This is a genomic window from Shewanella sp. AS1, assembly GCF_021412565.1.
Lineage (GTDB): Bacteria > Pseudomonadota > Gammaproteobacteria > Enterobacterales > Shewanellaceae > Shewanella.
Genome location: NZ_JAKCLJ010000005.1, coordinates 103,666 through 119,497, shown reverse-complemented (window position 1 = coordinate 119,497; position 15,832 = coordinate 103,666). Strand labels below are relative to the sequence as shown.

The window sequence follows — 15,832 nt, the reverse complement described above, 5'->3', positions numbered from 1 at the left end:
ACTCTCAAATAGCTGCAAAGCGTTGCACAGCCTTTAGACCATAGCAAACAGAGCTGATGACGGGTGTGTAACTTAGTAACTTTCAAAAATAGAACATAAAAAGAGGAGCCTAAGCTCCTCTTTTATTTTGATTAATGACGCACTAGCTTTAAGGCGCGGCGACGACGCAGCATGGCCAGCGGCAATAGTGTCAACAAGCCAAAGCCTAAGGCACCACCTGAACTGTCATCAGATTTAGATTCAGTTTCAACTTCAACTTCAACTTCAACTTCATCCTCCTGACCAACTGAATTGTCATCAGATTCAGATTCAGTTTCATCTTCCTGACCAACTGAGCTCTCATCAGATTCAGATTCAGTTTCAGTTTCAGTTTCAACTTCATCTTCCTGACCAACTGAACTGTCATCAGATTCAGTCTCAACTTCAACCTCATCTTCCTGACCTGCTGATTCAGGCTCTTTCCCATCAGACTCTACCGTTAAATTGAAGCTGGTGCTAGTGGCATCACCGCTGTGTTCGTTATCACGAACCGTTACTATCACAGTGGTTTCACCGTGCCAGTTTTTCTTAGGCGTAATAGTAAAGTCGTTACCATTAACCTCTGCAGTGATGTTCTCACCTGTCACTTCAACGGTATTCGGTACCTTGTTGGCGTCAACATACATCACGCTCAGTGAAAGCTGTGTATTTTCAGCCACAAACTGATCGGCGATCTCAGCAACCTTGATGTTGCCTTGTACATTGATAGCATGGCTCATACTGACTGATTCAGCACCTTCGAGATCATAGTCTAAGGTGACATCCATAGTTGAACCGGTCGCTTCAGGCTTAATCACCGCCTTGAAAGTCACTTCCATACGGCTCTGTTCTGGGCCTACGTAGTCATAACAAACCACCAAGTCATCAGACAATACTTCATCAAGATTGTCGTAACCTAATACTTGGTATAACGCACCATCTTTAGGACCTACACCGCTTGAATAGGGTGAATCGAAACCTTCAACCATCACCACACCTTTAGCCAGATCGGCACCCAGGTTATCGTAGGCATAGATGATCTCATATTGGCCTTGGCGATAATCAATACCGCTACGCAAGATCACTTCGAAGTCAAACTCTTCGCCTGTCTTAGTATCGGTCACGTTATCAAACTCAAGGAACAGCAGATCCCCTAGATCTGGACGATCTTCAGCATATTGTGAAGCAATGGTCAGTCCCCACGGATCTTCAGGGTTACGACGATACTTAGTTTCGAAATCACCACGCCAGAAAGGTGCTAAACCTTCAAGTAAGAAACCAGGACCACGGTGCAACTTCATATACCAGTAGGCAGTATTTAGCTGTAATGCACCGACAGTGTGCATACGCATATAGCCACCGTTTGGCTGGTTATAAAGCTCAAACTTAGCGCCTTCTTTGTAGAACAACCAATCGATAGGCACATCGAAGCTAGTATTAAAGTCACCCACCAACCAATCGGCTGTTGGTTGCAACTTAAACTCACCGAACAAGTCGATATAACCGCCGGTTGAGTATTCATCGATCAGCGGTGTATGACACATCTCATTGGTGAAGTTAGTGCTGACTTTATAGTCACGCTTAACATCACGAGTGGTTGGCTGCACGCCTGATAATACGAAACCAGTTTCATCGGCAACCACAGCCTGCGTGACTTCCTCTTTGTTGGTAACGATAGTATCAGTGGCTAAGCGCATCCCTTCTGGCAACTTCACTTCAAACTTAAAGTTACGATCTTGAGTTTCCAGGTTAGGCGCTATGCTAAGAGTAATATCCAGCACATCCATGCTGCGCGCGGTATCTTGGCTAACAGACCACTGAACTGCATCATCGCTACGACGAATATCCAGAGCGGTAAAGCCTAAGGTACCTTCGGCGCCCGGCATGCTACCCATGTCGAATCCACCGTAGTAGATGTCGCCAGCTTGGGTCTCTGGAATGTTCCAGTTGATATCGATGTTGTAATTACCGTTACCATCGTGAGACGCTGGACCAGACAGGCTCAGATAGCCGCGATCATCATCTTCCATGATAATGGCATAACCCGTATCAAGATTAACATCACCTAAACCTTGGCCATAGGCCATAGCCGTCGCAATCCAGTAAGTACCGGCAGCAGGACTCTCGATGCTACAGTAGTTATGCTGTGACTGGCTGCTCGATAGACACAAGATCTCTTCGACATATTCCTCACGAATAGTCGTGGAATCTACAGTACCTTCAGGGATGAAAGTGCCATTGTCATTTGCATCGCGACCAATCGCCACAAAGGGATGTGGGATGGTGTAGCGTGGATTAAGGTTTTCTTCGGTCGTCACCATATTGGCATCCAACACCTCTACCACCAGACGCTTAGTGCCTTCAGGAATGGTAATAGGACGGATATCCCAACCAGCTTCAAGATTCTCAGGGTTCAGGAAAGGTGAAACCGCAGTGAGCGTGGTGTTAACCATCTCAGGTTTAACTGGACCATAGAAGCGTGGCGTTAGCTCGCTGTATGAATCGGTATTCACCATCAGAGTTTCAGTGCCTTGGTCACGAGTGATCTCAAAGCGATGTGATACAGGTAATTGGTCAGCAACGGCTGCAACAACAACTGGCATGTGCACATCAGGAGCGTTACCACTCACCTCTTTCAGATTCACCTGACCGTTGAAGAAGGTATCTTTATTGAGCACAGTGCTCCAAGGTAGACCTGCATCTTCCGGCTCTATGTTCATCTCAATCATACTCGGCGTGGTTGCCGTGATGATGATGCTTTGTGACTCACCCGCTTTTAGGCTGAACTGTGCTGGAGAAACGGCCACGTCGAAGCCTTCCTCTTTGCCTATGCCTTCCACTGTCCAGCTACCGTCACGGGTCGCTTTAACCGTACGCATAAAGCTACAGGTTCTCTCACATTCCATTTCAACCATAGATGGGATGTTAAGCCAGTTCACTAAACCACCATTGGTTGGGTCAGCATTACGGTAGTTATCTATGGTTTCATCCATCACCAGACCAGTGTCTGCTGCACGGGCAACATTAATGGCACCGGCACCGGCCATGAAGTTGTAGAAGGGCTCAACTAGCTCATAGCCTGTGTTTAGCACCACAGGACCGGCTGTCATCATCAATGCAGATTGGATCTCAGCAGGGGTCCAATCAGGATGCAGCTGAGTCAGCAAGGTCATAGCCCCAGTGACATGAGGCGCGGCCATAGAGGTCCCGCTCATAAAGGTCCAATCTGATGCAGCTGGCACAGAAGTAAACGGTTGATCGTCGGCGTTTGCCGCATAGATATCCACACCTGGGGCCGTCAAATCTGGCACTAAGGTATTATTGGTTTTACTTGGGCCTAAGGAGCTGAAGGTCGCCAGGTTATTACCCAGCTCAGCATTGAAAGTGTATTCGTTGGTGTAATCAGAGATGGTCGCACGGGCCGCTTCGCCGTTACGAATCACCCAGTTACGGATCTTAAAACGATCCACTGATTTAACATGAATACCAGGGATCACATAACTGTCGGCAACCAGGTTTTCGCTTGAACTAAGGTTTTGCAGAATGATACCACCGGCTCCACCTGCTGCAACGTTTTTCGCCTTATCCACACGGGCGATATCGCCACGCTCACACACGACTATCTGATCGGCAGTAAAAGTCCCTTCAGGGAAAGGTACGTTACAGGTTGCAGACTTATAGCTATCTGTGGTATCAGGGTCGGCAAAGTTCTCAGCCAGCACCACTTGACCTGTGATGCCACCAGAAAAGCTCAAACCTTCGATAGCTGCAGAAGGGATGTTGCTGCTTCCTTCAAAACCGTCTAAGGTCTTCACACCCGCTTCAAGTTGGCGGTCGTGGGTACTCGCGCCCACAGTGGTTACCCAAGGTGAAGTATGGTCAGCAGTCCAATAGGCACCACTGTTACCGGCAGCAACAGCCACAGAGATACCCGCTTCACGCGCGGCTAAGAAGGCCAGCTCCATTGGGTCTGCCCATGGCAGCGATTCTGCACCACCGATAGAGAAGTTAATGGCATCGACCCCATCGGCGATGGCATCTTCAAATGCAGAAAGAATGGCTGATTCAGGACAACCCGCATAAGGATCACCGCTGCCGCCAGGCCAACACACCTGATAAGAGATCACATGAGCACGAGGCGCAACACCACTGACTTTAGGGAAAGTGAATGGCAGATCGATACCATCACTGGTCGCTTCACCATCAAAACTTTGTAGCGGCACATTCTCTAAGGCGTTACCCGCAGCCGTGCTGGCGGTATGAGAACCGTGACCGTTATAGTCTTCACCATTGGCTGGACGTATCATCACAGGACGATAGGAAGTTTGGAACTCATCGGCGTCATAAACATCTGTGATCTCAGGGTATGAGTACACACCCACCAATTTGTTGTTACACAACTGGGGTGACTCAACACAATCACCACGGAAACCTACCGCTTGAAACGGGTTAGCAATCGCATAATCTTCGTCATCGGCAAACGACACATGATCTGTATTGATACCGGTATCGATAATACCAACCACCATGCCTTCACCCTTGGCATTCAGGCTGTTACTTGAAGTTGCCGTGCCCTGCCACACTTTATCGGCGCCGATAAATTCTGGACCACGGTCGGTACGCAACTGGAAAATACGGTTTAGGCTGATGCGTTTTACACCAGACTGATGTGACATCTTGATCGCATCATCCTGGGTCATCTCAACCACCATGGCATTGCTGGCCACAGTGAACTGCTTGTTCACTTTTGCTGATACACCAGCCTGAGACGCTTTAGCGATAAACCTATCTTGTTTACCTAGCAGGAAGCTCTTGTATGACTGCGCAGAAGCTGTGTTAACACTGACACGGCCTTTAGCGATCACAGAGCGGTTCTTTGGCGCAGCGGTCGCGGCATAACCAGGAATATCCCCGGTATAGGTCGCTAGTGGCTCAGCATCTAGCTGAACAATATAAGTTTGAACGCCACTAGACTGTGCTTCAGGCTGGAAAATCTCCGCCGGGGTACGCTTTTTAATAATGCGGTTAATTTGACCTGGTTGACCCAGATAAACATCACCCGATAATTCAAGCTTGCGGGCATCATTAACTCGCTGAATATCTTCAGCAGTAAAAGTTGGGGTATAAAAACTCGTGCCGGGCACCTTCTCCATGCCTGGAGAGGCCACAGCAACCGAGCAAGCGCCGCCGATATATAGAGCCGTGAAGCTTGCTATCGCACTTTGCTTAAACAGTTTTGGGGTACTCATCAAACTTCCTTTAAAATCAGTTAATTATTTTTTTGATAAATTTTCTTACGCGATAGATATATCAAAGGCAGTTAAATAATTGAGTACCTTTTTGTAACACCACCCCACATTTGAGCATCAATCGAGCAACATAAATGCAACAGCAAAATGCTGATAAAAAACTAAGCTAAGCAATTATAAAAATTAGCTTTAAATTAATTTGACTAACGAAATCAATAATCCTCTTAGACTAAATCTGCTCAAAAACACCACACATTTGTGACCCAGATTGCAGTTTTTTTTGCCACTTAGTGTTACAAGGAAAAGTTATCAACTACTTAATTATTAAGTAAAAGATCCATTATTTATGCCTCTAATCCAGGCCGGCAGAATAGCAACGCAAAGGATATGGCCATGCTTAAAAAAGTGAGTCGACTCGATTACTTTACTTTACAAGTCTTTATCGGATTGGTTGAGCTTAAAAGTGGCAGCGCGGCGGCCGAGCGTTTGGGTACGACTCAGTCTAAGGTGAGTCGCAGCTTAACCTGTCTGCGTGAGGTATTGGAGGATGAGCTGTTTATCCGTCAGCAATATGGTTTCGAACCCAATCAGGTCGCCATGACCATCTACCCTATGGTGCAAACCATACTGGAGCAATACGACAGGATAGTCGCCGCCACCATAGACAAGGACGCCGAGCCTTTTCAGCTGAGCGTGGCAACTTACGAGCAGTGGTCTTTGATGGCACTCAACTGCGTGCAACAGATCTGTCACTGTGTCGATGGCGGTGTCAGTATCAATATTCAGCCCTGGTCAGATAAAGTCAGTCAGCGTTTATGTCAGGGCAAACTCGATTGCAGTATCTCGACCGAGCTGATTAATCATCCTATGGTGAATAACTATAAACTCGGCGATATCAACCACTTTTTTATTGTTGCCAAGCGTGGTCATCCCATTTTTACCGCCACCGATCCGCTTGCTGGGCTGTTTAGATATCATCTTGCCCTGGCCAATACCAACTTGCATGAACAACAGCCTCATCCACTTGAAAACTACGCCAGAAGCAAAAAAATCGAGATCCATGTGGCGCTGAAGAGTCCGAGCCTGAGGATGCTGGTCGATCATGTCAGTCACAGTCAGGATGTGGCTGTGCTGGCCTCGGCCATGTCGGTCAGTTATTTCGAGAACCGTGATGACCTCGATTACCTTGATATCTCAGATATTTGGCGCGAAACCAGCGAGCTCGAGAGCGAAAGCTATTATCTGCATTGCCATAAGGGCATTAAGCCTCAGTTGGCCAGCTGTTTGAAGAAAGTGCTCAGCGAAAAACTGATCGAGATGCAATTTCACTACCGGCAGATGGCACAAACACGATCCCCTGCTGGCGAGAGTGGCGATGATGCCAACCAGTGCAGCTGTCATTAAAGGGCAGCCTCTGGCATAAAAAAGACCCCAGGGCATGATAGAGAATGCGACTGGGGCGATAAAGCTTACCATGTCGTTTGAATAAGTTAACTCTGTTACTAATGCACACTCTGATTGATCAGTGATGTGATCTCCTGTTTCATCCAGCTGATATGAAGATTAGGCTGCCCTTTAGCACTGATAAGATAGAGTCTGGGATAGGACTGATCTTGATATAAACGCTCGGTATCTATCGCCGACAGGCAACACACATGTAGCCCAGGTAACAAATGGCTCTGTTCGTAAACCTTATTAAAGGGCAGCAGACTCACAGTTTTATCATCGGATAGATAGCGAAACAGATCGTAAAAACCTAAGGAAGACTGGCTGTGATCGGTAGGAGCCAGGTGACAGCACCATTTCTGCTGACGGCAATAGAGCTCAAAAGGATCCGGTGAACGCTTATCTATCTGGCTAAACGCACTCAAATAAGGATAGCTGGCAATATTTGCCAGACTGATCTGCTGTTGCATTATGGGATGATTGAGCCCACACAAGAGATAGAGATGCTGCAGGGTTTTCAGGGGCACCACCTCCAGGCGCGTATCGGCCTGCAGTAATAGCGGATTCGATTCACTCAACACCGCCAGATCGATCAGCCCATTGGCGATATCATCGAGAATATCCTCCGAGTCATTACGCAGTTCATAACTGATGGCTAACTGTGCATCGCTTATGGCACTGCTGAGCTGTTGCGACAGATGTTGGATCAGCAGCTCACTGATATAAATCACGATATTGGTTGCCGCCTTCGTATTGCTCTGATTCAACTGATAGAGTGACTCGCTGCATTGCACTAACTCTTTGACTATGGGATAGAGCTGGCGAGTAAACTCATTGGGCTCCAGACCATGCTTCTTTCTGATAAAAAGCGGATCATTAAATATCATTCTGGCATGTTGTAAACAACGACTCACTTTAGGCGCGGGGATATTCATATCATTTGCAACAGTGGATGCAGAATGTTTTTCATAAAGATTAACTAATATATTAGCACTCAGCATATCCAAACTATCTATAGTTATATTTTTCATTTGAAAATACCCCCTAATAAAATATATAAACTGAATTATAGTTAATATGAAAATGCTTACAATACTTTTATTTCAAAATCTGCAATCGAACAAAAGAAAACACAAACAAATCAACACAAACAATAACTTAACAAGAAAAATTTAATTAATAAATAACTTATTAAAAATTAAATAATAGATATAAAAACAGATATCCACTATTTGAAAAACACATATTCAATTATCAATAATCTACAAAACAAAATAGTTAAAAACAACTATCAGACCTGCTGCAAAATTTAAATAAATTGATTTCGATAATTATTGTAAATAATACACATAAAGTAATAATTAACTAGAGAGTAAAAAAATGAAAATACCGATGGAGGTTTATCATGAACAACATAGCCACTGTTTTTATCAGTTATGCCTTTATGTACTTTGTTCTATTTATTATTGTCCCTCTGGTTGTAGTGACCTTCGTAATGACTTGCATAAAGTTCTTTAGATCAAACGAGGCACAGATGGCCGATGCCGCGGTTAGCATCAAGCCACACTTGTTAGATAAAGAATCAATGCATTTTCTTAAAGGTCTCAAAGCCATTGCCAGCAATCGCTATGATGTGCTTTACGGAGCGTCACTGGTGAATGTGGTCGATATTGATGACTCAATTCGCAACCACGAAGAGGTGCAAGACTTTATGGAACACTGCCACCTGGATTATGTGGTCGTCGACAATGAATCGTCTGCGGTCAAACTTGTGGTCAGCGATCCCAGTGCCAGCTCACCAGAGCAGATGCGATTTGTCGAAAAATGCTTGGATTACATAGGGGTGAAACTCATTAAGCTGGACGAACATAAGCAGTGTGACGAAGCCCTGCTGCGCAGTGCCCTCGCCGCCTGATATGAGTCTGCTCTAGCTAATACTAATAAAGCAAGTCCAACCGAGCGTCAAACTGACCACTTGGCGCTCTGATTTAACATAGCGATCATCTCCCTTAAGGATGTAAGGATGCGGTATGTACCCAAGTAAGCATTTTTTCTCGTCGCTGATCTTTTTCACAGTCACACTCATGCTATGCAGCTTAGCCCCGAGTCTGATGGCCGAGCCAGGAACGAACTGCATTAAATGCCATAAGCGCAATGGCCAACTGGTCGGCATACACGGCAATCAAGCTCTGGGGATCTTATGTCAGGATTGTCATGGTGAGCAAGGCACACATCCAAAGAAAGAATCAAGCATTAACACCTTTGGCGCCGATAGCCAAATGACAGTGACGCAGCGCGTAGCTGTGTGCCTCACATGTCATGATCATCAGGCCTTAGCCGAGGCCGAATGGACCCATAATGTCCACGCCAGTCAATTAGGCTGCGGCCAGTGTCACCAGCTGCATCCAGAGCAAGATCCTATCTTGTCAATGGACGACAAACAGCGCAGTCAGTTATGTGTCAGTTGCCATCAGTTAACGCAATAGGAGGCCAATCATGGAACGCTCAAAACGACAATTTATAAAAGGTTGCGGCGCTCTGCTGGCTGGTGCCTCCGTTTACTCTGTCACCCGTGCGCCCCTGGCCGAATCCCCCAATGAAGAGGGAGAAAGCCCAGAAATAAAATATGCCATGGTACATGATGAGAATCGCTGTATCGGCTGTGAGGCCTGCGTTCATGCCTGCCGCGAAGTCAACCATGTGCCCGAGGGCGTTACCCGCCTGAAGATTGAGCGCACCGGGCCTTTTGGTGAGTACCCCCATCAGAGTTATCACTTTAGCCGCCTCTCCTGTCAGCACTGTGAAGCCGCGCCCTGCGTCAAGGTGTGCCCAACGGGCGCCGCCTACATAGATAAACAGACAGGCATAGTGGCGGTCAACGCAGATCGCTGTGTCGGCTGCCAGTACTGTATTGCCGCCTGTCCTTATCAGGTGCGCTTTATCAATCCTGAAAGTCGCACCGCTGACAAGTGTGATTTCTGCCAGCAGACTCAGTTAAAACAGGGATTGCAACCCGCCTGTGTTGAGGCCTGTCCAACCCAGGCACTGACCTTTGGCAACCTCAAAGATCCCGAATCGGACTTAGTGAAACTGCTGAAACAGAAACCCAGTTACCGCGCCAAAGTGGATCTGGGAACCCGACCTAAGCTGTTTCATATTCAAACCATAGAAGGGGAGATCAAGCTATGAGTGCTTTTCATTTTGAAGGCCTGGTATGGCATTGGCCTATCGCCATCTATCTGTTTCTCGCCGGATTATCCGCAGGTGCCGTGTTTTTTGCCATCATGCTAAAGCACTTTAAGCTCACCTTTGATGCCTGGCATTCGCCCTTCGTGCAGGCGGCAGCAATTATCGCGCCCATCGCGGTATTCGGCGGGCTGGGGATCTTAGTCTTAGATCTCACCCGGCCACTGGATTTCTGGAAGATCCTGGTCTTCTACAACACCAGCTCAGTGATGTCCATGGGGGTACTGGTACTGATGGCCTATCAAGTGGTGCTGTTTGCCTGGATTGCCTGTGTGTTCGAGCGCGCCATTAGCCGTCTGCTGCAAGATAGATGGCCAATAGTGAAATGCCTGCTGGACTATTTAGTCAGACAGGAAGCGGCGATCACTGGGGTCTTAGTGATCCTCGCCATCTCCCTCGGGGCCTATACCGGATTCCTGTTGTCGGCATTGATCGGCTTCCCACTGCTGAATAACCCTGTACTGCCACTGCTGTTTCTGGTTTCCGGTCTCTCCTCCGGCGCGGCGGCCACCCTGCTGGGGGGCGTACTGCTCAGGGGCAATCCCAACGGCGTCGAAGTCCGTTTTATTCACGGCATAGAGATCCCGTTGATCTTAGTCGAGATAGGCCTGCTGTTTACCTTCTTCGCCGGACTTATTCTCTCAGGAGGGCAGAGTCAGGTAGCCGCATTGAATGCCATTGGCGAAGGATTCTGGGGCTGGATCTTCTGGGCCGGAGTGATCGGTATCGGCCTGACGCTGCCACTGGCCTTTAACCTGTGGATGAAGGTCTCTGCTGACCGCAAGTTTACCTATGTGGCCGTCACCGCCAGCTTTAGCCTGATCGGGGTGTTTCTGCTGCGTAACTTTATCCTCTACACAGGGCAGATGACAGGGGTATAACCTAATCGTGCAGGGGTATCTTCGGCTGCAATGCAGTAAAAAGATATCCTTGTAGCACCATCAGACCTATGTCTAGCCCGCATGACGGTTGTGATATTGGCATCTATTGTTTTGCTGTGAATGAAGACTTTGCCAGTTGCTGTGAATATGCTGACAGCGCTATGTATCAAGTAAAAAAGCGCGGTAAACATAACTATGCATTCTGGCAAGATACTGATGTAGATGCAGATGTAGACGATGATTCCTCAGCAATACAGAAATAGGTTTCGCCGCGAAAGAACCACAAAAAAAGCGCCGCTAAAATTAGCGGCGCTTTTGCATTAAATCAGACTGCACTTAGAAACTATAAGTCACTGATATACCAAAGTTGATCGGATCTATGATCGCCGCATAACCGTCAGCGTAAGCACGTCCTGCTGGCTCTTTCACTGTGACCGCTTTTTCGTCAAACAGGTTATTAACGAAGCCACTAACACGCCAATGATCGGTTTGATAATCCACATTCAAACGTGTGGTGGTGTAATCGCCGGCAATACGCTCATCGGTATTGGCGATATCACCATAATATTCACCCACATAATGGCCTGACAGACCAAAAGTCAGCTCATCGGTGATCCAATATTTCAGGCCCAAGTTACCGGTGAAGTTCGGCGTTGAGTTCAACGCGTTACCTATGATGTCACCATAGGCAGGATCGGCTTCTTTGATCTCGCTATCGAGCAAACCAATGCCAGAGAACAACTGCACACTATCGGTTAACATGGCAGTAAATTCCGCTTCAAGCCCCATAGTGACCGACTTATCGATGTTAGTGATCATTCGCGAGCTGTTTGACGCTTGATAACCATCATAATCGTTATAGAAGAGGTTGGCATTGAGGGTAATATTGCCATTATCGAAACTGCTGCGTGACGCCAGCTCATAGGTATACACAGACTCTTCGTCGTAGTAGTAATAACTGTTGGTCACAAACTCCAACGCTCCGCCACCCGCGTTGTAACCTTTACGGGCACTGGCCAAAAGCGTCGTTGACTCAGCAACGGCATACTGCACCACCAGCTTAGGTAGGAACACGTCGTTATCTTTATCAAGATCTTCATTAATCAAAGCGGCGCCACGTAACATCTGGAAGTTACGCTTTTGCTGCTCATTCATTAGACGACCACCGACAGTAATGCGCCAATCATCGCTCAGGCTATAGTTAACTTCACCGTAGATAGACTTAGATTCGCTGCTGTCATCCCCCTCATAAACCGTGCCGCCAGTGCTATCGAAATCCTGGCTACGCTCGTAATACATCAGGCCGATAAAGCCATTGAATATTTGACTGTCTAAACCGAAGTTAAATTTACCGTCAAGGGTATAGCTGGTGTCATGCATGTTGACATATTGCTGCGCCGCTTCCTGGGCAGTGTAATCGTTAAAGCCCCATTTATAGTCCATGTAAGACACTAATAAATCAAAGCTTTGGCTGTCACTTAACTTGTAATCAAATTTCAGTGCATGGCTATTAGCCGTGGTATCCATGTAACGGTTATAGATCTGCTTGTATTCCCAAGGATCATCACCAGAGAAGTAACGACGACCGGTATTGCCCTTCTCATTGTTATATGAGTAGCTGTACATCACTTTCAGATCTTCGATGCCTTCGGGTTGCCAGAGGAACTTGGCACGCCAGCGATTAGTCAGCACCTCATTTTGATCGAAACTGTCAGGATTAGTGTCATACACTTGCTCCTCTGTGTAGGTGTTACCGGTGACGTTTTGGCCACTGATGCGAAACGCCAACTGATCATCGATAATTGGACCCGACAACATCACCGCACTGTCGATAAAGTTATCTTGATTTCGATAACCTAAACGTGCCGCACCAGTCCAATCGAAGGTGGGATCCATGGTCTTAATGTAAACCGTACCGCCAATGCTGTTACGGCCATTCAGGGTCGACTGAGGACCACGGAACACTTCAACTTGCTGGATGTCCCATAAACCAGTATCACCCGTTAAATCTGCGATAAAGGGCTCTGCAACACCATCGATCAAGGTCGATACCCGCGCGTTTGCACCACCGGTGAATGAATTAAATCCACCTGCGGCACCATTACCCGTCACCCCACGAATATCCGGCGCCGAACCTGTTAATGCCACGACGTTAGGCACTTCAGCCAAGGCATCTGAAATAGAGCGATATTGACCGCTATCTAAAGTGCTTTTGTCGATAACCGATACCGATGAAGCAGTATCTTTAAGGCTGCGCTCAATTTTCTCACCCAGTACTGTGATCACTTCAACGTCATCAGCTAAGGCAACTGAACTTAACATTGGACTGCATAGCATAGCGCTGACGAGCAGTTTCTTTTTAAAGGTTAGGTTTTTCATGGATCATCTCAACATTCTGTTAATAAACAACGAAATTCTGTGAAGGCCGCTGTAATTTACGATAACACCCCACTAAATGCAATTGATAATGATTAACATTTACATTAGTATTCTTTTAGATTTTTTAACAAGGATTAACCTAATGATTCAGATGACGGCAATTGCATTAACTCTGCTGGGTTCGGTGCTTGTCTACCTTTCCAGTAAACATCAAGGCTTGATAACCAAAAAACTTCCGGGGGTTTTCACCCTTTTAGGACTGTGTGTTTTGGTGGGTGCATTGTTGGCTTGGCTACAAATGTTAACCACAACTGCGGCGATTTTTATCTGGTTGTTCACTTCCACCACGATATTAATTTGTATTCCTTTCATTACCCTTAGTAAAAACAGAGCATGAACCATGAGTAGGCTTTCTCAATCAGAAAAAATTCAACCCCATTGGTGGCGTAAATCCATTACAGCCACCCTATTAGGTTTAACCTTAACCTATGCCTTAGTTGGCATTTTTGCCTGGTATGGTCCGGGTGGAATTGATGCCCCGGTAAAAGTGCAATTTAACATGTGGATGATCGCCCCTATCTGGCTCACCATCATTACCTTTAGCTTTATGTTCAAAACTGGTCGCAGCGCATTTACCTATCTAGGTACGGCCAACCTCATTGCTTATTCAATTTTTGTGTTACTAAGGTGGTCACTGTGAAAATTCGTGCCGATATTCTTCGCACCTATCAATCGATCCATACTTGGACCGGGATCATTGCCGGTTTAGTGCTGTTTATTGCGTTTTACGCAGGCTCACTGACCATGTTCAAGCCGCAGATAACACAATGGGCAACCCCACCGACCGAGCAGTTACAGCAGATTGAAGCCTCAAAATATGATCAACTGATTGCCGAGGTGATCGGTGAACATGATATGGCCAGAGAAGGCTTTATCATTAACTTCGATGAACAAAGCTCGCCGATGCTTTGGTATGAAAAAGGCGGTGGACGTGGCTACCGACTCGATGATCAGTTGATACATGCCAGCTTCTCCGGCTCTGGTGAATTGATCACCAAAGCCAGCGGCAAAAATGAACTAGGCACCTTAATCGATCAGCTGCACCGCACTGCAGGCATTCCAGGGGAAGTCGGACACGAAGAGCTGGGAGTATTGGTGCTGGGTCTGGCCTCTATTCTATATTTTATCGCATTAATTTCAGGGATTATTTTCCTGTTACCAACCCTGGTAAAAACCCTGTTTGCCCTACGCTCGAAGAAAGGCGCGAACCGTTTCTGGTTAGACAGTCATAACTTAGCCGGTGTACTAAGCTTTCCGTTTCATGTGATCATCGCCCTAACCGTGGTTGCCTTTGCGTTTCACGATCTGTTCTACGGCGGTTTAACTGCCATCTACGGCGATAAACCTATGTTTGAACCGAGAGCAAGATCCGCCGTTGAATATAAGATTGAGCAGTTAGCGCCTATCAGCACCTATCTAGAGAAGGTGAGTGACATACCCGCCGGCTACCAGGTCAAGTCGATGGAGTTTTCCGGACTCAGCTCTCCCATGCCAAGCTTGGCTATTTCTATCACCTCAGAAGGCACGATGACTCGTGGTGCATTTAACGATTTCATCTACATGAATCCTTATACCTATGATGTGCAGATCAATACCATCTCGGCGATGAATGAAGGTAACTACCCAGCGATTGTCGCTACCTTCTTTGGCCTGCATTTTGGTAACTATGCCGGTGATTTTGGCCGTTGGCTCTATTTCGTTATGGGATTAGTAGGCGCCTTCCTGTTCTATAGTGGCAATTTACTCTGGTTAGAAAAACGCCGTCAGAAACAACCACAGCAAACCCGCTCTAGCCGCTTTATGGGCGCATTAACTGTGGGTGTATGCTTAGGTTCCTTGTTAGGTGTGGCGGTCACAATGTTCGCTAGCCGCTGGATTTATCTGCTTGATGGCCAGATAAACTATGCCTATTTGGCCTGCTATTATCTGTCATTCATAGTTGCAGTTATTTACAGCTTTGCCCGTGGTGCCGCTATTGCCGCCATAGGCTTATTGAAACTAACCGCCGTTAGCTGCCTGCTCATCCCTGCGACCTCAATCCTCGCACTGTTACTGCCCAATATTGGGATTTGGGCACCACACAGTTTCAGTGGACTATTAATTGAGATCTTTGCGTTATTTTCCGCAATCCTGTTTTTCTATTTCGCTGCCAAGGTGAAACATCGCGCATATCACGGCGAACCCAACAGCATCTGGGCCATTGCGCAGCCCAAGCAAATCCCATCAGGGCAAACTCACCCACCCCTAGCGCAACTTAGCTCCTCCAACTTGCGCTAACGAATAGACGAACAACTGCTCAAGATGAAATCAACATCATTGAGCCCAATAACCGAGCCAAGGTGCTCGGTTATTTTTTACTCCTCACGCAGTTCATTAAATCCACAACGCACCAAGCTTAGGCAGGCTTGCGCCATCTTGGTGAATCGAAAAAGGCATATTTGGCTTCCATTTTTGAATAGATAAATAAAAATTAAATAAGAATTAACCACTTATTACAGATATGAAAAGTTGGCACAAAACTTACATATAAGAAAACAGGTATCAGTGATACTG

The 15,832-nt window shown here is 46.7% G+C and carries 11 protein-coding genes; 8 read left to right on the top strand and 3 right to left on the bottom strand.

Translation table 11 applies throughout. The features are described 5' to 3' along the window. Positions 1 to 131: 131 nt before the first annotated feature. Entirely contained in the window at positions 132 to 5,267 is a 5,136-nt protein-coding gene (locus tag LZP69_RS09125; RefSeq protein ID WP_234200025.1) for a S8 family serine peptidase, read from the bottom strand. A 393-nt stretch (positions 5,268 to 5,660) separates the two neighbouring features. Here LZP69_RS09125 and LZP69_RS09120 point away from each other — a divergent pair, with 393 nt between their 5' ends. Then, complete coding sequence (locus tag LZP69_RS09120; RefSeq protein ID WP_234200024.1) at positions 5,661 to 6,671, top strand: LysR family transcriptional regulator; 1,011 nt, start codon at positions 5,661 to 5,663, stop codon at positions 6,669 to 6,671. 98 nt (positions 6,672 to 6,769) lie between these two features. On the opposite strand, the gene LZP69_RS09115 is transcribed toward LZP69_RS09120, so the two are convergent. Next, positions 6,770 to 7,648 carry a LysR family transcriptional regulator gene (locus LZP69_RS09115; protein WP_234200023.1) on the bottom strand — a complete coding sequence of 293 codons (879 nt, stop codon included), beginning with the start codon at positions 7,646 to 7,648 and terminating at the stop codon, positions 6,770 to 6,772. 470 nt (positions 7,649 to 8,118) lie between these two features. On the opposite strand from LZP69_RS09115, the gene LZP69_RS09110 reads away from it, so the two are divergent. From LZP69_RS09110 to nrfD, 4 genes are all read left to right on the top strand, one after another. Next, a complete protein-coding gene (locus tag LZP69_RS09110; protein ID WP_234200022.1) occupies positions 8,119 to 8,628 on the top strand; it encodes a DUF2726 domain-containing protein in 510 nt (169 codons plus the stop codon). Between the two features lie 115 nt (positions 8,629 to 8,743). After that, the gene (locus LZP69_RS09105; RefSeq protein WP_234200021.1) at positions 8,744 to 9,199 is read left to right on the top strand and encodes a cytochrome c3 family protein; all 456 of its coding nucleotides are present in this window, start codon (positions 8,744 to 8,746) and stop codon (positions 9,197 to 9,199) included. Positions 9,200 to 9,209: 10 nt separating this feature from the next. Further along, positions 9,210 to 9,902 (top strand): 4Fe-4S dicluster domain-containing protein, encoded by a 693-nt coding sequence (locus LZP69_RS09100; protein ID WP_234200020.1) that lies wholly within the window; start codon positions 9,210 to 9,212, stop codon positions 9,900 to 9,902. Beyond that, positions 9,899 to 10,840, top strand: coding sequence for a cytochrome c nitrite reductase subunit NrfD (nrfD, locus tag LZP69_RS09095; RefSeq protein ID WP_234200019.1), 942 nt, complete (start codon positions 9,899 to 9,901; stop codon positions 10,838 to 10,840). The genes LZP69_RS09100 and nrfD overlap by 4 nt, the downstream gene beginning before the upstream one ends. Before the next feature lie 336 nt (positions 10,841 to 11,176). On the opposite strand, the gene LZP69_RS09090 is transcribed toward nrfD, so the two are convergent. Next, on the bottom strand, positions 11,177 to 13,219 hold the full coding sequence (locus tag LZP69_RS09090; protein ID WP_234200018.1) for a TonB-dependent receptor: 2,043 nt from the start codon (positions 13,217 to 13,219) through the stop codon (positions 11,177 to 11,179). Between the two features lie 142 nt (positions 13,220 to 13,361). Between LZP69_RS09090 and LZP69_RS09085 the strand changes: the two genes are divergently transcribed. The 3 genes from LZP69_RS09085 to LZP69_RS09075 are packed head-to-tail and all read left to right on the top strand — an operon-like array spanning position 13,362 to position 15,556. Further along, on the top strand, positions 13,362 to 13,616 hold the full coding sequence (locus LZP69_RS09085; protein ID WP_234200017.1) for a hypothetical protein: 255 nt from the start codon (positions 13,362 to 13,364) through the stop codon (positions 13,614 to 13,616). A 3-nt stretch (positions 13,617 to 13,619) separates the two neighbouring features. Further along, positions 13,620 to 13,919: a hypothetical protein gene (locus tag LZP69_RS09080; protein WP_234200016.1), complete on the top strand. Its 300-nt coding sequence runs from the start codon at positions 13,620 to 13,622 to the stop codon at positions 13,917 to 13,919. After that, positions 13,916 to 15,556, top strand: a complete 1,641-nt coding sequence (locus LZP69_RS09075; RefSeq protein WP_234200015.1) for a PepSY-associated TM helix domain-containing protein — start codon at positions 13,916 to 13,918, stop codon at positions 15,554 to 15,556. The genes LZP69_RS09080 and LZP69_RS09075 overlap by 4 nt, the downstream gene beginning before the upstream one ends. Positions 15,557 to 15,832 lie beyond the last annotated feature (276 nt).

Bases quoted from the DNA above. Each gene is read 5' to 3' on its own strand.
- LZP69_RS09090 (WP_234200018.1), bottom strand. From the start codon at position 13,219: ATGAAAAACCTAACCTTTAAAAAGAAACTGCTCGTCAGCGCTATGCTA.
- LZP69_RS09085 (WP_234200017.1), top strand. From the start codon at position 13,362: ATGATTCAGATGACGGCAATTGCATTAACTCTGCTGGGTTCGGTGCTT.
- LZP69_RS09115 (WP_234200023.1), bottom strand. From the start codon at position 7,648: ATGAATATCCCCGCGCCTAAAGTGAGTCGTTGTTTACAACATGCCAGA.
- LZP69_RS09105 (WP_234200021.1), top strand. From the start codon at position 8,744: ATGTACCCAAGTAAGCATTTTTTCTCGTCGCTGATCTTTTTCACAGTC.
- LZP69_RS09125 (WP_234200025.1), bottom strand. From the start codon at position 5,267: ATGAGTACCCCAAAACTGTTTAAGCAAAGTGCGATAGCAAGCTTCACG.
- LZP69_RS09120 (WP_234200024.1), top strand. From the start codon at position 5,661: ATGCTTAAAAAAGTGAGTCGACTCGATTACTTTACTTTACAAGTCTTT.
- LZP69_RS09080 (WP_234200016.1), top strand. From the start codon at position 13,620: ATGAGTAGGCTTTCTCAATCAGAAAAAATTCAACCCCATTGGTGGCGT.
- LZP69_RS09110 (WP_234200022.1), top strand. From the start codon at position 8,119: ATGAACAACATAGCCACTGTTTTTATCAGTTATGCCTTTATGTACTTT.
- LZP69_RS09100 (WP_234200020.1), top strand. From the start codon at position 9,210: ATGGAACGCTCAAAACGACAATTTATAAAAGGTTGCGGCGCTCTGCTG.
- nrfD (WP_234200019.1), top strand. From the start codon at position 9,899: ATGAGTGCTTTTCATTTTGAAGGCCTGGTATGGCATTGGCCTATCGCC.